The following is a 23,780-nucleotide window of genomic DNA, read 5'->3' as shown; positions in this document are numbered from 1 at the left end:
GAGTTCTGTCGGTTTCTATATGCGTCCAAGGCAGCGTCCCGCCAAGGGGCGCTTGCCGCCGGAACGAAATTAAAGATCGAAGGTCGCGAAGACCGGCGCGTGATCGGAGGGCTGCTCCCAGCCGCGCACATCGCGCAGGATCCGCGAGCCGGACGCCGCGCCCGCGATATCGGCGGTGGCCCAGATATGGTCCAGACGGCGTCCCTTGTCGGCGGCATCCCAGTCCTTCGCGCGGTAGCTCCACCAGCTGTAAAGAAGCCCGTCGGGAATATCCTTGCGGGTCACATCCACCCAGTTGCCCGCCTGCATCACATCGGCCAGATGCTCGACCTCGACGGGCGTGTGGCTGACGATCTTGAGAAGCTGCTTGTGCGACCAGACATCATCCTCGCGCGGCGCGATGTTGAGATCGCCCACCAGAATGGCGCGCTCGGGCGCGCGGGCGGCAAATTCGTCGCGCATATGGGTCAGGAAATCGAGTTTCTGGCCGAATTTCTCGTTCACACTGCGGTCGGGCACATCGCCCCCTGCCGGCACATAGAAATTATGCACCGTCACGCCGTTGGCCAGTCGTCCCGCGATATGGCGGGCATGGCCCAGATTGGCGTAATCCTCGGCGCCCGCTTCCTCCATCGGGATCTTCGAGAAGATTGCGACGCCGTTATAGCCTTTCTGGCCACGGGCAACCATGTGCTCGTATCCCAGCGCACGGAAGGTCTCGAAGGGGATCTTGTCCACAGGGCTCTTGCACTCCTGCAGACACAGCACATCGGGTGCCTCCTCCTGCATCAGACGAGAGACCAGCCCCTCGCGCAGGCGGACCGAATTGATGTTCCAGGTGGCAAGGGTAAAACTCATGATCGTCTCCGTTTAACGCGCGCGGATAGTGGCGATAACGGGGATCGGGCGCAAGGCGAAAGGCTGGACGCACAAGGGGGAAGACGGCAGGCGCATCGTCTTTTGCATATCGTGGGGAAACCGTACGGGCGACCGGACTCGAACCGGTATGGGCCTAGGCCCCAGGGAGTTTAAGTCCCATGCGTCTACCATTCCGCCACGCCCGCAACGACGCCTTCGCTAAGCGAAACGCCCACCCCGCGCAAGAGGCAGGCGCGGTTACCCCCGCAGAATTTCGTCCAGACGTGCCTTTTCCTCGACACTGAGCGCCTCGGGTCCGGCGTCCTTTGCGCGGTTGCGACGGCGCACCCAGACGAATACCCCGCCAAGCGCCAGCAGGAAGATTACGGGAGCTGCGAAATAGAGGATCAGGTTGACCCCCGTCGCCTGTGGCGAGAACAGGACATATTCGCCATAGCGCGCCTCGACATAATCGAGCACCTGCTGGTCGGTATCCCCCGCCACCAGACGCTCGCGCACCAGAACGCGCAGATCGCGCGCCACGGCGGCATTGGAATCGTCGATATTCTCGCCCTGACAGACGGGGCAGCGCAGCTCGGCGCTGAGATCGCGGGCACGCGCCTCGAGCGCCGGATCGGACAGCATCTCGTCGGGCTGGACGGCCAGGGCCGACACAGATTGCACTAGGATCAGGGAAAGAACCAGAAAGACCTTACGGATCATCGCTCTACCTCATTCCGCCGGAGTGGCTGCCACGGCCTGTTTGCGCGCACCCACCGCCACGCGGTAGCGGCGGTCCGACAGGCTGAGAAGCCCGCCAAGCGCCATGATGATCGCGCCGCCCCAGATCCAGATCGCGAAGGGTTTGATATAGGTGCGCACTGCCCAGCCGCCATCCTCCTGCGGATCACCGATCACCAGATAGATATCGCGCAGGAAGCCGGTATGGATCGCGGCCTCGGTGGTGGGCATGCCCTCGGTCGGGAAGACCCGCTTCTCGGGATGCAGCACGGTCACGATATCGCCGCCGCGTTTGACGGTCATGGTGGCGGTGGTCGCGGTATAGTTGGGGCCTTGGCGGCGGTGCACCTCGTCGAGCGAGATCTGGTAGCCCGAGACCTCGAAAGGCTGGCCGATCTGGGCCACGCGGATATCCTCGGTCTGGCCCGCGGTCAGAAGACCAACGCCCATGATGGTGACGGCAAGCCCCGAATGCGCCAGCGATTTTCCCCAATCGGCGCGCGGCAGGCGGGTCAGGCGGGCGGGCGTGCGGCCCGCGCGTTGCCACAGCTCGGCCATAGCCCCCAGAATGATCCATGCGCCAAGGAAGGTCGCGATCAGCGCCATCATCGAGCGTCCGGTCTCGAAGGTCCAGGCCAGCCCCGCAATCGCCAGTGCCAGCACGAGCACGGGGATCAGCGGCCGCAGCACCCGACCCATCTTGGCGCGTTTCCACGGCATCATCGCCCCCACCGGCAGGATCAGCGCCAGCGCGATGAAGAAGGGCGTGAAGCTCTTGTCGAAGAAGGGCGCGCCCACCGACAGCTTGCGGCCCCAGAACATTTCGGCCACCAGAGGCCAGATCGTGCCCACAAAGACCACGAGCGCGGCAATCGCCAGAAGGATATTGTTGAGCACCAGCACATTCTCGCGCGAGAGCAGGGAGAACACGCCGCGCGCCTGCATCGCCCCCGCACGGAAGGCATAAAGCGTGAGCGCCCCGCCGATGAAGATGCCCAGAATGATGAGGATATAGATGCCGCGCTGCGGGTCATTGGCAAAGCTATGCACAGAGGTGATGACACCCGAGCGGACGATGAAGGTCCCGATCAGCGAGAAGCCGAAGGCCAGAATCGCCAGAAGGATCGTCCAGCTTTTCAGCGCCTCGCGCTTTTCCACCACGATGGCACAATGCAGAAGCGCCGCCGCCAGAAGCCACGGCATGAAGGAGGCGTTTTCCACAGGGTCCCAGAACCAGAAACCGCCCCAGCCCAGCTCGTAATAGGCCCACATGGAGCCAAGCGCGATACCGACAGTCAGGAAAATCCACGCCGCCAGCGTCCACGGGCGCACCCAACGCGCCCATGCCGCATCCACGCGCCCCTCGATCAGGGCCGCCACCGCAAAGGAGAAGGCCATCGAGAGCCCGACATAGCCCAGATAGAGGAAGGGCGGGTGGAAGGCCAAGCCCGGATCTTGCAGGAGCGGGTTCATGCCGCGCCCGTTCATCGGCGGATTGGCCATGCGCAGGAAGGGGTTGGAGGTGAAGAGGATGAAGATCAGGAAGGCCACCCCGATAAGCCCCTGCACCGACAGCACCCGCGAGCGCAGCTGCGCGGGCAGGTTGCCGCCAAACCATGCCGCCGCCGCCCCGAAGAGCGACAGGATCAGCACCCATAGCAGCATCGAGCCCTCGTGGTTCCCCCAGACGCCCGAGATCTTATAGAGCATCGGCTTGTCGGTATGGCTGTTCTGGTAGACCAGCGAGACCGAGAAATCCGACACGACAAAGGCATAGGTCAGCGCGAAAAACGAGGTCGCGATCAGCAAAAACTGCACGGTCGCCGCCGGCCCAGCCACCGCCATCCAGCCGCGCCAGTTCTTCTGCGCCCCGATCATCGGCACGACGGATTGGATAATGGCGACGAACAGCGCCAGAATGAGGGTGAAATGACCGAGCTCGGCAATCATACGCGGGGGCCTCCTATTGCGCGGGCACCTTACCGCTCACGCATGGTCAGGGAAAGCACCCGACAGATCACAACCGCGAATGCAGGGTTGAAATACGCGCCGCCTATCCGAGGGCGGTCGGGCGATGCGTCCCCAGAAGCAGGCTGGTCTCGCTGCGGCGCACCCCGTCAAAGGCGCGGATCACCAGCAGAAGGTCATCGAATTCCGGCAGAGCGGGCGCTCCGACTTCGACCAGAAGATCCCATTGGCCATTGGTGGTATGCACCGCCTGCACCAATGGCAGGCCCAGCAGATTCTGCACGATCTGATCGGTCTGGCGGCCATCGATCTCCAGCATCATGATGCCCCGCACCGCCGCCTGCGGCGCATCCGAACGGGTGGTCACCGAAAAACCGGTGATCTCGCCGCGCGCGACCATCTTCTCGATCCTCGAGCGCACCGTGGCACGCGACAGATTGAGCTGGATCGCCAGTTCGGACACCGCCGCGCGACCATCGCGACGCAGTGCCGCAATCAGACGACGATCCGTCTCGTCGAGCGGATCCGTATGGACGCTCTCACCTTTCATGAACCACCTCGGGGTCTTATGGATTTTGCAACAGACACCGCATTCGCGGGCTGTCCTTGCACAAGCAGGGCTTCTTACGCGGCGTATCTGCTGAATTTACGAGCATTAAGCAAGCTAATTCTCTTCCCCTCCCCCGCTGCCGGATCTAGCCTGCCCCGACCCGTCTTGTTCAACCGGAGTGAGCCTCCATGCGCCCTGTCCTGACCGCCCTTCTCCTCCTCCCTCTCGCCGCCTGCCAGAGCACGCCTGCCGCCGATCCGCTCGCGCCGCTGGTCGTGGGAGAAACATGGCAGATCACGCAGATCGGCGGGAGCCCCGTGCCGGAGAGCGCCGACGTCACGCTCCTGCGCGCCGAGACGGGACAGATCGCGGGGCGTTCGGGATGCAACCGCTACAGCGCGCCGGTCGAGGCCCGCGCGGGCAAGCTGCATATCGGGGCGCTTGTTGGCACCCGCATGATGTGCCCCGCCCCGCAGATGCAGATCGAACAGGCGTTCCATACGGCTCTTGGCCGTGTGGATGGGGTCCTCCCTACGGCGGACGGAATCGCCCTTCAGGCGGATGGTGAAACGGTGATGGCCGCAGTCAGACCTGCGGGCTGATCGCCGAAGCGTCCATCACCGTCTCCATCGCGACATAGGTCGTGGTCGAGGACACATGCGGCAAGGCCGAGATCTTCTCGCCCATCACGCGCCGGTAATCGGAGATATCACGGGTGCGGACCTTCAGCAGGTAATCGAACCCGCCCGCGATCATGTGGCACTCCTCCACCTCGGGCAGCGCACGCACCGCGCGGTTGAAGGCCGCCAGCGAGACCTCGCGCGTATCCAGAAGCCGCACCTCGACAAAAGCCACATGGCTCAGCCCCATCCGGATCGGGCTGAGCACGGCGCGATAGCCCTTGATCACGCCCAGTTCCTCGAGCCGTTTCATCCGTGCCTGCACTGGCGTTTTGGTCAGCCCGACACGGCGGGCCAGTTCGGTCACCGAGATCCGGCCCTCCTCGGAAAGGGCCGCGAGAATCTTCTGGTCGTAATTATCGAGATCCGGCAGATCATTTGGCATGTCAATTTGCTTATCTTTGGTTTCTTCGTCCAATAATCACCAATCAATAGGCAAAACAAAAGGCATATTCGCGCTACTGTGGATCAAATCCCTTGTTCGAGGCCCGCCATGACCAAAATTTCATCTCCCCTCGCCGAACCGGCACTGGATCTGCGCCAGATCGACGCTCTGACCCTGCAACCCGAAGAACCCCTTCTGGACCGTCTGATCGCACAGGCCGCGCTGGACGAGGCCGCACGGGCCAAGATCACCGCACGCGGGGCCGAGCTGGTGCGCCGCATCCGCGCCGATAGCCGTCCGGGCCTGATGGAAGTGTTTCTGGCGGAATATGGTCTCTCGACCGAGGAAGGCATCGCGCTGATGTGTCTGGCCGAGGCGCTGTTGCGCGTGCCCGATGCCGATACGATGGATGCGCTGATCGAAGACAAGATCGCGCCCTCGGATTGGGGCAAGCACTTGGGCCATTCCGCTTCGCCGCTGGTCAATGCCTCGACTTGGGGGCTGATGCTGACGGGCAAGGTGCTCGACGACCGCCCGCCGGGGATGGCAGGCCATCTGCGCGGCGCGATCCGCCGTCTGGGCGAGCCGGTGATCCGCAAGGCCGTGGGCCGCGCGATGAAGGAGATGGGCCGCCAGTTCGTGCTGGGCGAGACCATCCATTCCGCGATGGAACGCGCCAAGAAACAGGAAGCCAAGGGCTATTCCTACAGCTATGACATGCTGGGCGAGGCCGCCCGCACCATGAAGGACGCCAAGCGCTACGAGGAAGATTACTCGAACGCCATCGACGCCATCGCCACCAACTGCCGCAAGGGTCACCTCTATGACAACCCGGGCATCTCGGTGAAATTCTCGGCGCTGCATCCGCGCTACGAGATCGCCAAGGAAGAGCGCGTGATGGCCGAGCTGGTGCCGGTCGTGCTGCGTCTGGCGCAAAAGGCCGCCGCCGCCGATATGAGCTTCACCGTCGACGCCGAAGAAGTCGACCGCATGACGCTGTCCTTCAAGGTGATCGAGGCGGTTCTGGCCGATCCCTCTCTTGCGGGTTGGGACGGCTTTGCCGTGGTGGTGCAGGCCTATGGCCGCCGCTGCGCACAGGCGCTCGATTGGCTATACGATCTGGCGGGCCGCCACGACCGCAAGATCATGGTCCGTCTGGTGAAGGGCGCCTATTGGGATGCCGAGGTGAAGCGCGCGCAGGTGATGGGGCTCAGGGATTTCCCCGTTTTCACGCGTAAGGCCTCGACCGATGTCAGCTATATCGCCAATGCCCGCAAGCTGCTGAGCCTGCGCGACCGCATCTATCCGCAATTTGCCGGCCATAACGCGCATACCGTGTCCGCCGTTCTGGAAATGACCGAGGGCGAAGACCGCCGCAATTTCGAGTTCCAGCGCCTGCATGGCATGGGCGAGCGTCTGCATGATATCGTGCTGGGCGATCTGAAGACCCGTTGCCGGATCTATGCACCCTGCGGCGCGCATCGCGACCTGCTGGCCTATCTGGTGCGTCGTCTGCTGGAAAACGGCGCGAATTCCAGCTTCGTGAACCAGATCGTCGATGAGGATGTGACCCCCGAGGAAGTGGCCGCCTGCCCCTTCGCGCAGGTCGAGACCACCCGCCATGTGGAAAACCCGATCCTGCGCAAGCCCGAGGCCCTGTTCGGCACCCGCAAGAACTCGACGGGCTTCGATCTGACCGAGCGCGAGGCTCTGGCCACCATTGATGCCGCCCGTGCGCCCTTCAAGACCGCCCGTTTCGAGGCTCACCCGCTGATCGCAGGCACCGCCCAGCCGCTGGCCGCCGTGGCCGCGCGCAACCCCGCAAGCGGCGAGGTGATCGGTCAGGTGCTTAATGCCTCGGAGGCCGATGTCGAGACCGCCCTTGCCGCAGCCCAGCCTTGGACCGCCTCCGAGACCGAGCGTGCCGAGGTGCTCAACCGTGCCGCAGCGCTTTACGAGGCGCATTACGGCGAGCTGTTTGCGGCACTCGCCCGCGAGGCCGGCAAGATCCAGCTCGATGCTGTGGCCGAACTGCGCGAAGCGGTCGATTTCCTGCACTTCTATGCCCATAACATCCCGATGAATGCGCAGGCGCGTGGCATCTTCACCTGCATCAGCCCGTGGAACTTCCCGCTGGCGATCTTCACCGGGCAAGTGGCGGCTGCTCTGGCCACCGGCAATGCCGTGCTGGCCAAACCCGCCGAGCAAACGCCGATCATCGCGACCCTCGCCGTGAAACTCCTGCATGAGGCCGGTGTGCCGCGCGAGGCGCTGCAACTTCTGCCCGGCGATGGTGCCACGGTGGGCGCGCGCCTGACCTCGGACGCGCGGATCAATGGCGTGGCCTTCACCGGCTCCACCGAGACCGCCAAGATCATCCGCAAGGCTATGGCCGATACGATGGACCCCGGTGCTCCGCTGATCGCGGAAACCGGCGGGCTGAATGCGATGATCGTGGATTCCACCGCCCTGCCCGAACAGGCGGTGCGCGATATCCTGGTCTCAGCCTTCCAATCGGCGGGTCAACGGTGTTCCGCCCTGCGCTGCCTCTATGTGCAGGAAGATATCGCGCCGACCATCCAAGAGATGCTGTTTGGCGCGATGGACGAGCTGTCGGTGGAGAACCCGTGGGATCTGGACACCGATGTGGGCCCCGTCATCGACGATGAGGCCGCAGGCATCATCCGCGCCCATGTGGCACAAGCCCGCGCCGAGAACCGCGTGCTGAAGGAAATCAGCGCCCCCGCCCAAGGTCATTTCTGCGCGCCTGTCGCCATTCGTGTGAACGGCATCGAAGAGATGACGCGCGAGATCTTCGGCCCGGTGCTACATATCGCGACCTTCAAATCCGCCGACCTGCATAAGGTGATCGACGCGGTCAATGCCACGGGCTACGGGCTGACCTTCGGGCTGCATACCCGCATCGACAATCGCGTGCAGGAAGTCACCACCCGCATCCATTGCGGCAATATCTACGTCAACCGCAACCAAGTGGGCGCGGTCGTGGGCAGCCAGCCTTTCGGCGGCGAGGGCCTGTCGGGCACCGGCCCCAAGGCGGGCGGCCCCGACTATCTGTGGCGCTTCACCACCTCGGCGCCCTCGGACAAGCCACAAGAGGCGCGCTCGCTTCCGGGCCCGACAGGCGAGTCGAACCGCCTGACGCTGCATGCCCGCGCGCCGCTTCTGTGCATGGGCCCCAGCGCCGAGGATGCCCGCAACCAGAAAGCCGCCGTCGAGGCGCTTGGCGGTGTGGCCGAGGTCGCGACCAATGTGACGCCTGACGGGCTGACCGCGAAACGCGGCATCTCGGGCGCGCTTTATTGGGGCAAGCCGGAAGAGGCGCGCAAATATGCGCAGGCGCTCGCCCGTCGTGACGGCCCGATCCTCGCGCTGATCACCGGCCATCCCGATGTGGGCCATGTCTGGCACGAGCGCCATATCTGCATCGACACCACGGCAGCGGGCGGCAATGCCCAGCTTCTGGCCTCGGCAGGCGCCAAATAACCACAGATGGCCTCCCCTCGCGGGAGGCCATTTTACTTGCAGCCCCCCTGATGCGGGCTACTCTGGACCGAACCGGAGGAGCCACCCATGATCATCGACCCCAAAGCCCCGCAAACCGTCAGCTGCCATTGTGGCGCCGTGACACTCGACATCGTGCTGGCTGACGGATTGAACACCGCCCGGCGCTGCGACTGCTCGTTCTGCCTCAGACGCGGCGCCGCGGCCGTGTCGGTGAAGCTCGATGATTTGACGGTCACGCAGGGCGAGGACAACCTGACCGTCTACCAGTTCAACACCAACACGGCGGTGCATTATTTCTGCAAGACCTGCGGGGTCTACACCCATCACCGCCGCCGGTCGGACCCCACGCAATATGGGGTGAACCTTGGCGCGATCGAGGGCGTGAACCCGCGCGACTGGGAGCCGATCCCGTGGGTGGACGGCATCAATCATCCCTCTGACAGATGACCCGCTCCGAGCGGCTGCTCCAGCTTCTGGATATCCTGCGCCGCCATCGCCATCCCGTCACGGGCGTCGCTATGGCGCAGGAATTGGGCATCAGCCTGCGCACGCTTTACCGTGATATTGCAAGCCTTCAGGGCCAAGGCGCGCCGATCGAAGGCGAGGCGGGCCTCGGCTATGTTCTGCGTGAAGGGTTCCTGTTGCCGCCGCTGACATTTCCGGTCGAGGAACTGGAGGCGCTAGTAATGGGCGCGCGCTGGCTTGCGACCAAGGGCGACGAAGATATGGCACGCGCGGCCGAAAGCGCGCTCGCGCGGCTGCGCGCCGTGGTGCCGCCTGCGCTGCGCACCGAGATGGACCTCACCACATTGGTGGTGGGTGGCCCGCGCCCTGCCCCCGATCAGGTCAGATCGGACGCGCTGCGTCAGGCGATCCGCCAGCAGCAGAAGCTGCACATCACCTATCGCACGGGCGAGGGCGCCCTCTCCGAGCGGGTGATCTGGCCGGTCGCTCTGGCGTTTTTCGACCAGTCGCGCGTGCTCCTCGGCTGGTGCGAGCTGCGCGGGGATTTCCGCAGTTTCCGCACCGACCGGATCATGGCGGCAACCGCCACGGGCGCGACCTACCGCCCGCCGCGCAAGAAACTGTTCGATGACTGGCGCCGCGCACATGGGCTGATGGCTGCTGACAGAAACTGACACAGGGACGCGCTAGGAAGGCTTTATTCACAAGGAGCACATCATGCGAACCACCCTCTTTCTCTATGTCAGCGATATCGCGCGGTCCTGCGCTTTTTACGAGGCGGTTTTCGGCCAGAAGCCCGTCGAGCAACGCGATCTTTTCGCGCTGTTCCTCCTGCCCGACGGACAGACGCTGGGGCTTTGGCAGACGGGCAATGTCATGCCTGCCCCCAATGGTCAGACCGGAGGCTGCGAGATCGGCTTCAGATGCGAGGCCGGGGATCTCGAGGGAGAGTTCCTCCGCTGGCAGACGCTCGGCCCTGTCCTGATGGCACCGACAGACCTGCCCTTTGGCCGCAGTTTCATGATCGCCGATCCGGATGGCCACCGTCTGCGGCCCTATGCGCTGGCCGCCTGATCACTTCAGCAGGCTGTCCTTCGACGCGCGGCGGTTCATCCCGCCGCGATTTGCCCGACGGGTATCATGCCCGCCCTGACAGTCGACGCAGAGCTTCACACCCGCAATGGCCTTGCGCCGCGCCTCGGGGATCGGCTCGTCGCATTCCACGCAGAATTCGGCGCTCTCGCCCACAGGACCGCGGCGCTGGCGCATGCGGGCCAGTTCGTCCTGAACCGACGCCTCGATCTGTTCGTTCACGGCCCCGTCGCGGGCCCATCCTCCTGCCATGGCGGATACCTCCTGCACTCAAGATGGTCAGGATAGGGGCGTGGCTCAAGGGCGCAGGCCTGCGGCAGACACCCGATGTTCGAATATCGACATAAAAATGCCCCCGCCAAAGGCAGGGGCGTCGATCAATGTTGCAAAAAGGATCAGCTGCGCAGGCTGCCTTTGGTCGCTTTGGTGACCTTGTCGATGATCTTGGCGGAGACCGCCTCGATATCCTTATCGGTCAGGGTCTTCTCGCGCGGCTGCAGGCGGACGCTGAGAGCGATGGACTTCTTGCCCGCCCCCATCTGTTCTTCCGCTTTCGAACCGGTGAACTGGTCGAAGACATTCACCGCCTCGATCAGTACCTTATCCGCGCCCAAGGCCGCATTTACCGCCGTCAGAACCTCGGTCTTGGCATCCACGACAAAGGCGAAGTCACGTTCGACCGCCTGCAGGTCGGACATTTCGAGCGCCGGACGCGAGGGGCCCTTGGCTTTCGGGAAGGGCACATTTTCCAGCCAGATGGTGAAGGCCACCGCCGGACCTTTCACGTCCATTTCGCGCAGGACCTTGGGATGGATCTCGCCAAAGGCGCAGAGCGCGTTCGGACCGAGCGCCATCACACCCGACCGTCCGGGGTGCCACCAGCCAGCGAGCTTGCGGTTGATCTGCACCCGCGCGGGCGCACCGATGGCCGCCAACACGGTCTCGGCATCGGCTTTGGTATCGTAAAGATCCACCGGACGGCGCGAGCCGAAGGGGTCACGCGGGCCTGCTTGGCCCACCAGAAGCCCCGCTACCTGCAGATGCTGCTCACCCGGCTCGCCGCCGGTGAAGGCGGGGCCAACCTCGAAGAGCGCCAGATCGCCCGCTCCGCGCGCCTGGTTGCGGGATGCGGCCTGCAGCAGACCCGGCAACAGGTCGGGGCGCAGATGGGTCATTTCGGAGGAAATCGGGTTCTGCAGCTTCGTCGCGTCCTGACCGCCGCCGAACAGCGTGGCGGAGGCCGCATCGATGAAGCTATAGGTCACGCATTCATTGTAACCCGCGCCCGCAATGGTGCGACGTGCCATCTTCTCGCGGCGCTGGAGCGGCGTGAGAATGGCCTCGGGGACACCTGCGGTCTCGCGCGCCATCGGCTTGCCTTCCAGCTGCGAGAGCGAGGCGATACGCGCCACTTCCTCGACCAGATCGGCCTCGCCAAGAATATCGGGACGCCAGCTGGGCGGGGTCGCCATATCACCATCCAGCGTGAAACCGAGCGCCTCGAGCGTTGCGCGTTGGGTCGCCTCGGGGATTTCCATGCCCACAAGGCTGATCACGCGGGCGGGGTCGAGCTTGTAAGCGCGCTCCACCTGCGGCATCGCGCCATCGAACACCACATGGCTCGCCTCGCCGCCGCACAGGTCGAGCACCATCTGCGTGGCCAGCTCCAGCCCGTCCAGCGTGAAGGCCGGATCGACGCCGCGCTCGAACCGGTAGCGCGCATCGGAATTGATCTTCAGCGCACGGCCCGTGGCCGCCACGGTGATCGGGTCCCAATAGGCGGATTCGAGGAACACATCGACGGTCTCGAACTCTGCGCCCGAGGCCGCTCCGCCCATCACACCGGCAAGGCTCTCGACGCCATTGTCATCAACGATCACCATCTGGCCTTCGCGCAGGGTATAGGTTTTCTCGTCGAGCGCGGCAAAGCTCTCGCCCCCCTTGGCGGGCTCGATACGCAGGCCACCGACCACTTTGGCGGCATCGAATACATGCAGCGGGCGGTTCAGGTCGAAGGTGAAATAGTTGGTGATATCGACCAGCGCCGAGATCGGACGCAACCCGATCGCCTCGAGGCGCTTTTTCAGCCAGTCGGGGCTCTCGCCGTTTTTCACGCCACGGATCACGCGACCTGCGAAATAGGGGCAGCCCTTGGATTTCAGTCCCGCGTCGATCGACACGGAGACGGGGCTGTCGAAGCTGCCCGCAACCGGCGTCACCACCAGCGGCTTCAGCTTGCCCAAGCCGCGCGCGGCCAGATCGCGTGCGATCCCGCGCACGCCGAGTGCATCGGGGCGGTTCGGGGTGATCGCGATATCGATCACCGGATCGACCGCCGCGGGATTGTTCACCGCCAGCCAGTCGACGAATTTCTGGCCGACCTCGCCCGAGGGCAGTTCGATGATGCCGTTATGCTCGTCCGACAGCTCCAGCTCGCGCTCGGAGGCCATCATGCCGAAGCTCTCCACGCCACGGATCTTGCCGACCGACAGGGTCACATCGAGGCCGGGCACGTAATCGCCAGGCTTGGCCAGAACAACGGTGATACCTTCGCGGGCATTGGGCGCGCCACAGACGATCTGTGTCTCGCCCTCGTCGGTGGCCACTCGGCACACACGCAGGCGGTCGGCATCAGGGTGCTGCTCGGCATGGACCACTTTGGCGATGGTAAAGCTGGCCAGCTTGGAGGCGGGGTCGATGACCTCTTCCACCTCGAGTCCCAGATCGGTCAGTGCATAGAGGATCTCGTCAAGGCTTGCCTCGGTGTCCAGATGCTCTTTCAGCCAGCTCAGCGTGAATTTCATGGGTCAACCCTTCGTCTATTCCCCGTACGGGATGCGGGCCTGTCCTAGCCGATAAGGGACCCGATGGGAAGGTCAGTCCTGCCGCTTCGCGACATCCTTTGCATCGCCCATCTGCAAAAGCCGGATTTCGCGGACCAGACGGATCGTCGGCTTGGCGGCAAACAGGATCGAGCCGATCAGGAACAGCCAAGTGCCGGGTGTCATCCATGCCTCGGAGAAGAACATGACCGACCCCACAACAAAGCAGAATGCCGCCCCGAAATCGACCAGCGTATAGGCGAGTTCATAGGCGGCATAGAGCTTGCGTTTTTCATGTGAATCACCGCGTTGATCGCGGTGAAACAGTGGCTTTCCGGATATTTTCATCGAGCACCCGTTAGTGGGCGTGCTCTCCCGCCTCGCTGGCAGCGGCCTTGAAGACCGAGCGGAAGATCACGCTGACCAGAACGATCACCAGCTCGACAAAGATTAGGCTGAGCATATCGAAATTCCAGCCGAACGACCCCATCATGATCCCGAAGACCACATGCATCGCGGCCACGACAAACATCACGGCGTCATATTTCATGCCCAGATCATAGTTGCGCTCGTTCATCGTCTGGCGTGTATCGGCCCAGGCAATGACCAGCGTGACACAGATACCGGTAGCGAAGGCCATATAGCTTGCCAGCGGCGAGATGTTATCCACCCCAATGGCCAGCAGGAAGATGAACAGGATTACCCCGCCAAGGCTTGCCGCACCGATGCGGGTGATCCCCGCCTCATACTCCGCGTCGCGCGTGCGCGTCGGGCCCTTGCCCCAGACATATAGCTGGCCCGCGAGGCTGACGACACAGCCCAGCACCATCAGAAATATCAAACCACCCCAGCTCATGAGATCCCTCCGGTTCGTCAATTTGCGTTTCCATCGACCATAGCGGGCCATGGCGGTGCGGCTAGCCACTTGGCGTGAAGTTGATGACCAAGCTGTTAATATCGGGGCAAACCGTCGGCGGGATGCTGCTCGTTGCCCATTTCTTGGGCAGAGCTTTCGCCTGGGTAGAAATGCGCAATGCCGCTCCCGAAGGCGCGGCATTGTGCGAAAGCGTAAGGAAGATCAGCGGCTCAGGCCGCCCAGAACGCTGGGCATATCCTGCGGCGCAAAGCCGTAATGTTTCAGCCAGCGCAGATCGCTATCGAAGAATGCGCGCAGATCGGGGATACCGTATTTCAGCATCGCCAGACGGTCGATCCCGATCCCGAAGGCAAAGCCCTGATATTGGGTAGAATCCACGCCAGCAGCCTCGAGAACCTTGGGGTGGACCATGCCGGAGCCCAAGATTTCCATCCAGCCGTCGCCTTCGCCGATCTTCAGCTGTTTGCCTTCCCACGAGCACCGGATATCGACCTCGGCCGAGGGCTCGGTGAACGGGAAATGCGAGGCGCGGAAGCGCAGCTCGACATTATCGACCTCGAAGAAGGCCTTGCAGAACTCTTCCAGCACCCATTTCAGGTTCGCCATCGAGATGTCGCGGCCGATCGCCAGCCCCTCGATCTGGTGGAACATCGGCGTATGGGTCTGGTCCATATCCATGCGGTAGACACGGCCCGGCGCGATCACGCGGATCGGCGCGCCTTTTTCCTGCATCGCGCGGATCTGCACGGGGCTAGTATGGGTGCGCAGCACATGCGGCGGGCGGTCATCGCCCTCGTCGCGATGCATGAAGAAGGTGTCATGCTCTTGGCGGGCGGGGTGCTCGGGCGCGATGTTGAGCGCGTCGAAATTATGCCAGTCATCTTCGACCTGCGGTCCTTCGGCCACCGAGAAGCCCATATCCGCGAAGATCGCGGTCACCTCATCCATCACCTGAGAGACAGGGTGGATGGTGCCCTGGCGGCGCGGACGGCCCGGCAGGGTAACATCGAGCCACTCGTCTTGCAGGCGCGCCTCGAGAGCCGCATCGGCCAGCGCCTGTTTCTTCTCGCGCAGAGCGGCGTCAATCTCGTTTTTCAGCTCGTTGAGGGCCTTGCCGAAGGTCTGCTTTTCTTCCGGACTCATCTTGCCCAGCTCGCGCATCATCAGGCTGATTTCGCCCTTTTTGCCAAGCCCAGCCAGACGCAGCTCTTCCAGAGCTGCCTCATCCGCGGCATCCGCCACGCCGGAAAGATACTTCGTGCGAAGCTGGTCGAGATCGTTCATCTGCCTCTCCATAATGTCGGGGCCGTTGCTAGCCCTGTCAGGGGCGAAATTCAAGCGGCTCTCGCGCAGAACCCCGCCCGAAGCCGCATTCACTCTGCCGAGGCGATGGTCTGGGGAAGCTCGGCATGCGGACCATAAGTATACATCAGCACGCCCGAAAGCATTCCAACGGCAAAAAGCGCGTAGGCCGCAAGCATCACGCGACGTCCGACCACTGCATTATACCAGCCCGACCGGCGCTTCATGACCACGCAATCGATCATCAGATACATTGGCAGCGTAATCGCGAAAGCCGCTGCATATTGCACGAAGGGCAGCCAGAGCGCATCCCCCTGCCCGAACTGATTGGCAATCCCGTGGCAGAGCGCCAGCCCCAGCCAGTGGTTCAGATACAGCGGAAAAGAAATCCCGCCCAAGAACTTACCCACAGAAGACCGCGGGCCGCTTTGCGACAGCGCCAGCACAACCGATACACAGAACAATGCCTGCACTGCGGGCGGCACAGAGACATCCACAGGTCCAAACAACAGGAAACCAAGCCCGAGAGCCACTAACACTGTCAGTCGCCGCACCCACGGACGCTCCGTGAGGTCATAGTCGCGCTGCAAGATGGCAGCCAGAACGCCCAGAGCAATATTTCCGAAATAGGGGTAGACCGACAAAAGCACCGCCGAGACCACAACCCAAGTCAGTGCTTTACGCCCCCATGGCAGGCCAATGATCACCAAGGGCGCCCAAAGATAGAATTGCTCTTCGACGGCAAGGCTCCAGAACTGGTTACCGGACCCGTCGAGCGGCATTTCGAATTTCGCCACGGGGAAAATGGTGAAAATCTGGTGGGTGAAGGTCAGATCCATCACCAGATATTTCAGCCAGAAAAAGCCGGTGCCCTCGCGCACAGCGGCGGCGGTGTAAAGCAGTGCGACTGCCGCAGCGTAGGGCAGCCAGATCCGCGTCGCGCGATTGAAGAAGAAATGTGGCAGATCCGTCACCGAGATCCGAAGCAGGATCGACCCGATCAGCCAGCCGCTCAGCGCAAAGAACACCCCCACCGACAGGCCTCCGGCGTGTCCCGGTATACCTGGCAGATGCGCATGGACCATGACCACCAGCGACGCCAATACAAAACGCAGCCAGTCGAACATCGGGTAAGAAGCCAGCTTCGTCGTTTCCGAATTGCCGGCTGCAAGGAAATTTTTCCGGCCTAGACCACTAGCGAGCATAATCACTCCTGCGGGGCTGAAATGGAGAAAATAAATTAAAATTAAATAAAGCACGTTTGCTGCGCTGCAGCAAGCTTCTGTCGGAAACGACGCTTAACACATGCAAAAGCCCGCACCTTTCGGTACGGGCTTTCAAGAACTCATCGGTGCGGCAGCGATCAGGCTGCTGCTTTTGCCTGTGCAACGATTGCAGCGAAGGCTTCCGGCTCGTGGACGGCCAGATCGGCGAGAACCTTGCGGTCCACTTCGATACCGGCAACTGCGAGCAGGTTGATGAATTTCGAGTAGGTCATTTCGGCGTCGATTGCGCGGACACCTGCGTTGATACGCTGGATCCAGAGCGAGCGGAAATTACGCTTGCGCGCCTTACGGTCGCGGGTTGCGTACTGGTTTGCCTTGTCGACGGCCTGAGTGGCGGTGCGGAAGTTACGCGAGCGCGAGCTGTAGTAACCTTTTGCGGCCTTCAGGACCTTCTTGTGACGGGCGTGGGTGACCTTACCGGATTTAACGCGTGCCATAGTTCAAGTCTCCCAGTATCAGCGGTTGTACGGCATGTATTTTTTGACGATTTTCTCGTCGGAGTCGCACAGGACCATGGTGCCAGCGGTGTTACGAATGAACTTCGTGGTCCGCTTGATCATGCCGTGGCGCTTACCTGCGTGACCGACTTTGACATGGCCGTTCGCGGTGAACTTGAACCGCTTCTTGGCAGCGGATTTGGTCTTCATCTTGGGCATTTCCGTCTCCTTAACGTAAGAGGGGTTTACGCGCGACTCGGCATGCCTCGTGGCCGGCCGCGCGGCCGTCTAGAACGCGCCTTCTAGAAAGGTTCGGGATCTATTGCAAGCCTTATTTCAAGCCCTCCGCCCCTTCAGGAGCCTACTCCCGAAAGAACCTGCGCCACCACACGGGCCACGGCATCGGGGATATCGCCCCAGCCATAACCCTCAGGCGCGATGAGGAATGCCACAAGAACCAGAACGCCGCCCAACACCGCCGTAACCGCCGCAAATCTGGGCGGCTGCATCTCGGAATAGGCCGAAACCCCCGCTGGAGCAGCAAAGACCAGAACCAGCAGACCGAAGGTCAGACATATATCCGCCAGCATCGACGCACCCTCACGACCGTCCCTGTAAAAGAGACCCACCCCGGACAGCGTATGTCCGGGGTGGGGATTAGGCTAGAGGGTTTCGCGCGCCGCGGACGCGCCGTCAGGCGCGCCGGGCGACAATGGTGGCCTTATTCCGGCTCGGTGCGGAATATCTGGCGCTCGTCGCAGGGCGCCACGCGCAGGATGTTGGTCGTGCCTTCGACATTGAAGGGCACACCCGCCACCACGACGATCTGGTCGGTTTCTTCGGCCAGCCCCACATCGCGCACCGCGCGGACCGCATTGACCACGGCCATCTTGAAGCGACCAACCTCTTCGGATTTGATCGCATGCACACCCCAGGTGAGGCAGATCTTGCGCAGTGTCTTCGTCACCGGAGACAGTGCGACGATCGGCACCTGCGGACGCTCGCGCGCCACCAGACGCACCGAGGTCCCCGTCTGGGTGTAGCAGCTGATCGCCGCGATATCGGTGGTCTCCGCGATCTCGCGGGCTGCGGCCACGATCCCGTCCGCAACGGTCTGACGACGCGCAGCGGTGAAGGTCCGGCTGGAATTGATGACCTCTCGATAGGTCGAATCGCCTTCGACCTGCTCGGCGACATTGTTCATCGTCTTGACCGCTTCGATGGGATAGCGGCCCGCCGCAGATTCCGCCGACAGCATCACCGCATCCGCACCTTCGTAGATGGCGGTCGCCACATCGGAGACCTCGGCGCGGGTCGGCATCGGGCTCTCGATCATCGATTCCAGCATCTGCGTCGCGACGATCACGGGCTTGGCTGCCGCACGCGCCTTGCGCACCAGCTTCTTCTGGATTGGCGGCACGTTCTGCACAGGCAGTTCGACGCCAAGGTCACCCCGCGCGACCATGATCCCGTCGGAGACCTCAAGGATCTCGTCATAGGCTTTCACGGCGGCCGGTTTCTCGATCTTGGACAGAATGAGAGCACGGCCCTGCGCCATGGCTCTCGCCTCGAGCACGTCATCGGCACGCTGCACGAAGCTGAGCGCGAGCCAGTCGGCGCCCAGCTGGCAGGCGAATTCCAGATCTTTCTTGTCCTTGGGCGACAATGCGGGGATCGGCAGAACCACATCCGGCACGTTCACGCCCTTGCGGTTGGAGATGGTCCCTCCCACTGTCACGGTGCAATCGGCGAAATCCGGACCGCATTTCTCGACCTTCAGGCGGATCTTGCCGTCATTGACCAAAAGCGTGGTGCCAGCCTCGAGAGCTGCAAAAATTTCGGGATGGGGCAGACAGACGCGGGTCTTGTCCCCGGCGGTCTCGTCGAGATCTAGACGGAAGGCATCGCCCTCCACGAGATCTTCCGACCCCTCTGCGAACACCCCGACGCGGAGCTTGGGACCCTGAAGGTCCGCCAGCACGGCGATCGGGCGCCCCAGATCTTCTTCAACCTGACGGATGATGTCGTAGCGCGCGCGCTGCTCGTCATGCGTCCCGTGGCTCATGTTCAGGCGGAACACATCGGCTCCGGCTTCGAACAGACCGCGAATGGTTTCATAATCGGAAGATGCAGGGCCCAGAGTGGCGACGATCTTTACTTTGCGAAGGCGTCTCATGCGACCTCGTTGGCTAGGAATTACAATTTAGTCGTGGGCCGGCCCAAGGTATTGCGCAATTTTGTCGCAGGATCAACTGGCACTTCGGGGCAGGCTCGCTTATTCACGTCAATGCAGTAATAAAACTAAGAATACGTGACATCGGACGCTTCCCCATGACCGCACCCCCGACCAACCCTGCCTTCCTTATCCACGGCATCGACCGAGCGTCGCGCTGGCTGATTACCTGTGATCACGCCACCAACCATGTGCCCGACTGGATCAATGGCGGCGATCTGGGGCTGCCGCCCGAAGATATGGGGCGCCATATCGCCTATGATCCGGGCGCGCTGGGGGTGGCCCGTGCACTGGCCGATCTCATGGGCGCGCCGATGATCAGTTCGGATTTCTCGCGGCTCGTCATCGACCCGAACCGCGGCGAGGCCGACCCCACGCTCCTGATGAAGCTTTATGACGGGACGATCATCCCCGCCAACCGCCATGCCGACCGCACCGAGAAGGCCCGCCGTCTGGAGCGCCTGCACCGCCCCTATCACGCGGCGCTGGAGACACTTGCCGCGCGACGCGAGGATACCGTGATCTGCGCGATCCATTCCTTCACACCGCAGCTGCGCGGACGCCCGCCGCGGCCGTGGCAGGTGGGGATCCTGTCGGACCCGCGCGACCGCCGTCTGGCCGAACCGCTGATCGCGGCGCTACATGCCCAACATATCCCGACCGGCGATAACGAACCCTATAAAGGCCATCTCGCGGGCGACTCCATCGACCGCCATGCGCTGCAATCGGGACGCCTCAATACGCTGATCGAACTGCGGCAGGACCTGATTGTAACGGAAGAGCAGCAGAAGGGTTGGGCCGCGCGGCTTGCTCCGCTTCTGACACAGGCATTGGACAGCCTCCAGAACCCATAACAATCATACCCGAAGCACCCAACTGTTTCCATAAGCTGCGATTTTTACCCCTGTATTCGATTAAGATTGACTAAACCATAAACGAAGTGCTCCAAAAGGTTCCATTATAGTTTGTGGAACAGGTTATGGGCGCGCTTTTACTTCTCTCGCTTCTTCCGATGGCATTCACCTGGGGCGTTTACGATCACTTCAAGGATGATGAGGACGATGACGACCATCATCAGCAGCTCGATTCAGGCGCGGATGAGTCCGACGACAACGTAGTCGCGAATGATACTACGACAGATACCGACAGCTCCGGCGCAGACAGCTCGGACGGGGACGCAAGCGACGCGGACGACACAGCCACCGATGATGACGTGACTGACGACGACAGCGTAGCCGTGGATGACAGCACCACAGGTGACGACAGCTCCGACGGGGATGCGAGCGACGCGGAAGACACAACCTCCGACGATGATGCGACCGATGACGACAGCGTAGCCGTGGATGACAGCACCACTGGTGACGACAGCTCCGACGGGGATGCGAGCGACGCGGAAGACACAACCTCCGATGATGACGCGACCGATGACGACAGCGTAGCCGTGGATGACAGCACCACTGGTAACGACAGCTCGGACGAGGATGCGAGCGATGCGGACGACACAGCCACCGATGATGACGTGACCGATGACGACAGCGTGGCCGTGGATGACAGCACCACAGGTGACGACAGCTCGGACGAGGATGCGAGCGATACGGACGACACAGCTACCGATGATGACGACAGCGTGGCCGTGGATGATGGCACCGGCGACAACACCGCCGCTGAAGAAACCGTCGAGGACACGAGCCCCGTCCTGCAGGTGAGCGCCTCCGGTGAGGTCACGCAAGGCACTGCGGGGCGCGACCGGATCCACGGCAGCGATGGCAGCGACACGATCCTGGGCAATGATGGTGACGACACGCTCATGCTCGAAGGCGGCGATGACAGCAATGCGGACGCGCTCGACACGCTCGATCTCGACGCGCTCGATCTCGACTCGGTCGACCCCGGTGATCCGGATGCCGTGGGCGATGCGCTCGGGGATCTGGTCAATTCGCTCGAGGACGAGGGCTTCTTCGGCGGCTCGGGCGGAGATGGCGACGACTATATCGATGGCGGCGCGGGGAATGACGCCATTCTGGGCGGGGATGGCGATGACACACTGCGCGGCAATATCGGCAGTGACGTTCTGGTCGACACGAGCGGCGAGGACTCCCTCAATGGCGGCTATAACGATGATCTTCTGGTCGCGCTCGATCAGCAGGCTGGCCAGTCCGATACGCTGGAAGGTGGCGCGGGCGATGATCTGCTTGTGGGCGATGACGGGGACGAGATGACCGGCGGGGCTGGCAACGACGCGTATATCGTCAGCACCGTCACGGGCGGCGGCGACCCTGTGACCATTACCGATTTCGGCACGGCTGCCAGCGGGGATGACCCCGAAGCTCTGGAACTCGTGTCCGATGAGGCGCCGAACGGCTTCACGATCTCGGCGGATTCGAACGGCACAAGCGTGAAGATCGATGGCGAGACCGTGGTCTATCTGGATGGCGTGACGGAAGACCTCGAAACGCTGAGCCAGCAGATCTCGCTCTACAGCGTCACAGCGGACGAGTATTACTCGCCGACAATCGAAGTGACCTCGGCCATCTGACCCCGCGCAGCAATGCAAAAACCCCGGTCTTGCGGCCGGGGTTTTCTTTTGTCTGAAGATATGCGGATCGCAAAGGATCAGATCGCCGATTTGGCGCTTTCTTCCAGATAGATCTCGCGCAGGCGCACGGCGACGGGGCCGGGCTTGCCGCTCGCAACCGGCTTGCCATCCACTTCGACGACCGGCGTCACGAAGGCCGAGGCCGAGGTGAAGAAGGCCTCATCGGCGGCTTGTGCTTCCTCGATGGTGAAGGGGCGCTCCTCGATGGTCATCTGCGCTTCGCTCGCATAGCGCAGCAGCGCCGCACGAGTGATCCCGTGCAGGATGTCATTGGAGAGCGGGCGCGTGATGATATTGCCGTTTTTCACGATATAGACGTTATTCGACGAGCCTTCGGTCACGAAACCGTCCTCGACAAACCAAGCATCATCGACATGCGCTTTCTTGGCCGCCATCTTGGCCAGCGACGGGTAGAGCAGCTGCACGGTCTTGATGTCGCGACGGTGCCAACGCAGATCCGGCACGGAAATGACCTTGATGCCTTTCTTGGCCTTGGGGTCATCCAGCAGGCCGTTCTTGGCTTGGGTATAAAGCACTACGGTCGGCTTCACATCGGCGGGCGGGAAGGCGAAGTCGCGGTCACCGGCATTGCCGCGCGAGATCTGCAGGTAGATGCCGCCGTCGATGAACTCGGGATTGCGTGCGATCAGCTCGCGGTGGATCTCCAGAAGCTCTTCGCGGCTGAGCGGGTTCTGCATCTCCAGCTCGTTCAGCGAACGGGCAAGACGCTTCACATGGCCCTCGAAATCCCACAGCTTGCCGCCGATCACGGCAGTCACCTCATAGACGGCATCGCCCATGACAAAACCACGGTCGAAGATCGAAACCTTGGCCTCTTCTTCGGGGATATACTCACCGTTGAGATAAACAATACGGCTCATCGGCCTTACTCCTTCTTCCCTCAGCCCCAAAGCGACGCTTCGGGCGGATAAACTTTACCGTCTTCGTAATGCAGCGGCTGGTCACGGTCTTCTGCCAGAAGCAGCGGGGCGTCAAGATCGACGATGTCCGCCCCCTGCGCCACGAGCGTCGCGGGCGCCATGCCCAGAGACGAGCCCAGCATACACCCGACCATTACCTTATAGCCTTCGGACAGAGCCAGATCGCGCAGCGCAAGCGCCTCGGTCAGGCCGCCGGTCTTGTCGAGCTTGATGTTGATCATATCGTATTTGCCGCGCAGATGCGCCATCGAGGCGCGGTCATGGCAGGCTTCATCGGCGCAGATCGGCACCAGACGCTCGACGCCCATCAGGCCCTCATCAGCGGCGGCAGGCAGGGGCTGCTCGACCATCGCGATATTGAGGCGCACCAGATGTTTCTGGATATCGAGGAATGTCTCCATCTCCCAGCCTTCATTGGCATCAAGGATGATCTTGGCCTTGGGCGCACCTTCGCGCACGGCCTCGAGACGCGGAATATCGTCAGGTGTGCCGAGCTTGATCTTCAACACGGGGCGATGGGCGTTTTTCGCGGCCTTCTCGCGCATCGTCTCGACTGTATCGAGCGAGAGCGTATAGGCGGTCACTTCCGGCTTGGGTGCAGCAAGCCCCGCCAGCTCCCAGACGCGCTTGCCGGCCTTCTTGGCCTCCAGATCCCACAGCGCGCAATCCACGGCATTGCGCGCGGCACCGGCGGGCAGTGCCTCCTGCAGCTCCATACGGGTGATACCGGCGGGCAGCGAATTGATCTGCGCGGTCACACTATCGAGCGTCTCGGCGTAGCGGGCATAGGGCAGGCACTCGCCCCAGCCGGTCAGGCCATCGCGGTCGATCCGCACGGTCAGCACGTCGGATTGCGTGCGCGAGCCGCGCGAGATGGTGAATGCCTCGGCGAGTTTGAAACTGTCGGGGGTAACTTTGATCATGATATCTTCCTCACTCTGGCTCTGGCCATGCGTTCTGACGGCCCTTCGACCGGCAAGCTAAGACTTTTTGCGAGAGTGTCAGTAAAAACCCGCCGAGAC

General features: G+C 62.6%; 24 protein-coding genes and 1 tRNA gene. 7 read left to right on the top strand and 18 right to left on the bottom strand.

Annotated elements, in window-relative coordinates; all coding sequences use genetic code 11:
* Nucleotides 1–69: 69 nt before the first annotated feature.
* The 5 genes from WDB91_RS04905 to WDB91_RS04885 form a co-directional block, all read right to left on the bottom strand.
* Nucleotides 70–858: an exodeoxyribonuclease III gene (locus tag WDB91_RS04905; protein WP_339114030.1), complete on the bottom strand. Its 789-nt coding sequence runs from the start codon at nucleotides 856–858 to the stop codon at nucleotides 70–72.
* 123 nt (nucleotides 859–981) lie between these two features.
* Nucleotides 982–1,064 (bottom strand) — tRNA-Leu (locus WDB91_RS04900).
* A 52-nt stretch (nucleotides 1,065–1,116) separates the two neighbouring features.
* Entirely contained in the window at nucleotides 1,117–1,581 is a 465-nt protein-coding gene (locus tag WDB91_RS04895; protein ID WP_339114029.1) for a cytochrome c-type biogenesis protein, read from the bottom strand.
* 9 nt (nucleotides 1,582–1,590) lie between these two features.
* Nucleotides 1,591–3,549: a heme lyase CcmF/NrfE family subunit gene (locus tag WDB91_RS04890; protein WP_339114028.1), complete on the bottom strand. Its 1,959-nt coding sequence runs from the start codon at nucleotides 3,547–3,549 to the stop codon at nucleotides 1,591–1,593.
* A gap of 103 nt (nucleotides 3,550–3,652) precedes the next feature.
* Entirely contained in the window at nucleotides 3,653–4,117 is a 465-nt protein-coding gene (locus tag WDB91_RS04885; protein ID WP_339114027.1) for an Lrp/AsnC family transcriptional regulator, read from the bottom strand.
* A 188-nt stretch (nucleotides 4,118–4,305) separates the two neighbouring features.
* On the opposite strand from WDB91_RS04885, the gene WDB91_RS04880 reads away from it, so the two are divergent.
* Nucleotides 4,306–4,719, top strand: a complete 414-nt coding sequence (locus WDB91_RS04880) for an META domain-containing protein (protein WP_339114026.1) — start codon at nucleotides 4,306–4,308, stop codon at nucleotides 4,717–4,719.
* Here WDB91_RS04880 and WDB91_RS04875 read toward each other — a convergent pair.
* Nucleotides 4,703–5,182, bottom strand: coding sequence for an Lrp/AsnC family transcriptional regulator (locus WDB91_RS04875; protein ID WP_339114025.1), 480 nt, complete (start codon nucleotides 5,180–5,182; stop codon nucleotides 4,703–4,705). The genes WDB91_RS04880 and WDB91_RS04875 overlap by 17 nt on opposite strands.
* Nucleotides 5,183–5,290: 108 nt before the next feature.
* Between WDB91_RS04875 and putA the strand changes: the two genes are divergently transcribed.
* The 4 genes from putA to WDB91_RS04855 all read left to right on the top strand — a co-directional run bounded on the left by putA (nucleotide 5,291) and on the right by WDB91_RS04855 (nucleotide 10,246).
* Complete coding sequence (putA, locus tag WDB91_RS04870) at nucleotides 5,291–8,686, top strand: bifunctional proline dehydrogenase/L-glutamate gamma-semialdehyde dehydrogenase PutA (RefSeq protein WP_339114024.1); 3,396 nt, start codon at nucleotides 5,291–5,293, stop codon at nucleotides 8,684–8,686.
* An 87-nt stretch (nucleotides 8,687–8,773) separates the two neighbouring features.
* Complete coding sequence (locus WDB91_RS04865; protein ID WP_339114023.1) at nucleotides 8,774–9,154, top strand: GFA family protein; 381 nt, start codon at nucleotides 8,774–8,776, stop codon at nucleotides 9,152–9,154.
* Nucleotides 9,151–9,846: a YafY family protein gene (locus WDB91_RS04860; RefSeq protein WP_339114022.1), complete on the top strand. Its 696-nt coding sequence runs from the start codon at nucleotides 9,151–9,153 to the stop codon at nucleotides 9,844–9,846. The genes WDB91_RS04865 and WDB91_RS04860 overlap by 4 nt, the downstream gene beginning before the upstream one ends.
* 43 nt (nucleotides 9,847–9,889) lie before the next feature.
* The gene (locus tag WDB91_RS04855; RefSeq protein ID WP_339114021.1) at nucleotides 9,890–10,246 is read left to right on the top strand and encodes a VOC family protein; all 357 of its coding nucleotides are present in this window, start codon (nucleotides 9,890–9,892) and stop codon (nucleotides 10,244–10,246) included.
* Here WDB91_RS04855 and WDB91_RS04850 read toward each other — a convergent pair whose 3' ends face one another.
* The 10 genes from WDB91_RS04850 to pyk form a co-directional block, all read right to left on the bottom strand.
* The gene (locus WDB91_RS04850; RefSeq protein WP_339114020.1) at nucleotides 10,247–10,516 is read right to left on the bottom strand and encodes a DksA/TraR family C4-type zinc finger protein; all 270 of its coding nucleotides are present in this window, start codon (nucleotides 10,514–10,516) and stop codon (nucleotides 10,247–10,249) included. It lies immediately after the preceding gene.
* 143 nt (nucleotides 10,517–10,659) lie between these two features.
* Nucleotides 10,660–13,068, bottom strand: a complete 2,409-nt coding sequence (pheT, locus tag WDB91_RS04845; protein ID WP_339114019.1) for a phenylalanine--tRNA ligase subunit beta — start codon at nucleotides 13,066–13,068, stop codon at nucleotides 10,660–10,662.
* Nucleotides 13,069–13,140: 72 nt separating this feature from the next.
* Entirely contained in the window at nucleotides 13,141–13,434 is a 294-nt protein-coding gene (locus tag WDB91_RS04840) for a YrhK family protein (protein WP_339114018.1), read from the bottom strand.
* Between the two features lie 10 nt (nucleotides 13,435–13,444).
* Entirely contained in the window at nucleotides 13,445–13,942 is a 498-nt protein-coding gene (locus WDB91_RS04835; protein ID WP_339114017.1) for a hypothetical protein, read from the bottom strand.
* Nucleotides 13,943–14,164: 222 nt separating this feature from the next.
* Nucleotides 14,165–15,247 (bottom strand): phenylalanine--tRNA ligase subunit alpha, encoded by a 1,083-nt coding sequence (gene pheS / locus WDB91_RS04830; protein WP_339114016.1) that lies wholly within the window; start codon nucleotides 15,245–15,247, stop codon nucleotides 14,165–14,167.
* An 89-nt stretch (nucleotides 15,248–15,336) separates the two neighbouring features.
* Nucleotides 15,337–16,470, bottom strand: a complete 1,134-nt coding sequence (locus WDB91_RS04825) for an acyltransferase (RefSeq protein WP_339114015.1) — start codon at nucleotides 16,468–16,470, stop codon at nucleotides 15,337–15,339.
* Between the two features lie 158 nt (nucleotides 16,471–16,628).
* Complete coding sequence (rplT, locus tag WDB91_RS04820) at nucleotides 16,629–16,988, bottom strand: 50S ribosomal protein L20 (RefSeq protein WP_339114014.1); 360 nt, start codon at nucleotides 16,986–16,988, stop codon at nucleotides 16,629–16,631.
* 18 nt (nucleotides 16,989–17,006) lie between these two features.
* A complete protein-coding gene (gene rpmI / locus WDB91_RS04815) occupies nucleotides 17,007–17,207 on the bottom strand; it encodes a 50S ribosomal protein L35 (RefSeq protein WP_339108460.1) in 201 nt (66 codons plus the stop codon).
* Nucleotides 17,208–17,341: 134 nt separating this feature from the next.
* Nucleotides 17,342–17,578 carry a hypothetical protein gene (locus WDB91_RS04810; protein WP_339114013.1) on the bottom strand — a complete coding sequence of 79 codons (237 nt, stop codon included), beginning with the start codon at nucleotides 17,576–17,578 and terminating at the stop codon, nucleotides 17,342–17,344.
* 131 nt (nucleotides 17,579–17,709) lie between these two features.
* Nucleotides 17,710–19,164: a pyruvate kinase gene (gene pyk / locus WDB91_RS04805; RefSeq protein ID WP_339114012.1), complete on the bottom strand. Its 1,455-nt coding sequence runs from the start codon at nucleotides 19,162–19,164 to the stop codon at nucleotides 17,710–17,712.
* Nucleotides 19,165–19,319: 155 nt separating this feature from the next.
* Here pyk and WDB91_RS04800 point away from each other — a divergent pair, with 155 nt between their 5' ends.
* Nucleotides 19,320–20,075, top strand: a complete 756-nt coding sequence (locus tag WDB91_RS04800; RefSeq protein ID WP_339114011.1) for an N-formylglutamate amidohydrolase — start codon at nucleotides 19,320–19,322, stop codon at nucleotides 20,073–20,075.
* 125 nt (nucleotides 20,076–20,200) lie between these two features.
* Nucleotides 20,201–21,757, top strand: a complete 1,557-nt coding sequence (locus tag WDB91_RS04795; RefSeq protein ID WP_339114010.1) for a hypothetical protein — start codon at nucleotides 20,201–20,203, stop codon at nucleotides 21,755–21,757.
* 77 nt (nucleotides 21,758–21,834) lie between these two features.
* Here the strand turns inward: WDB91_RS04795 and WDB91_RS04790 are convergent, their stop codons facing one another.
* Together WDB91_RS04790 and dgcA are read right to left on the bottom strand one after the other, a co-directional pair.
* Complete coding sequence (locus tag WDB91_RS04790; RefSeq protein WP_339114009.1) at nucleotides 21,835–22,698, bottom strand: D-amino-acid transaminase; 864 nt, start codon at nucleotides 22,696–22,698, stop codon at nucleotides 21,835–21,837.
* 20 nt (nucleotides 22,699–22,718) lie between these two features.
* Nucleotides 22,719–23,684, bottom strand: coding sequence for an N-acetyl-D-Glu racemase DgcA (gene dgcA, locus WDB91_RS04785; protein ID WP_339114451.1), 966 nt, complete (start codon nucleotides 23,682–23,684; stop codon nucleotides 22,719–22,721).
* Nucleotides 23,685–23,780 lie beyond the last annotated feature (96 nt).

The organism is Thioclava sp. GXIMD2076, from assembly GCF_037949795.1.
In the GTDB taxonomy this organism is placed as follows: domain Bacteria; phylum Pseudomonadota; class Alphaproteobacteria; order Rhodobacterales; family Rhodobacteraceae; genus Thioclava; species Thioclava kandeliae.
The sequence above is the reverse complement of the archived record's forward strand: the minus strand, read 5'-3'. Positions and strand labels throughout refer to the sequence as shown.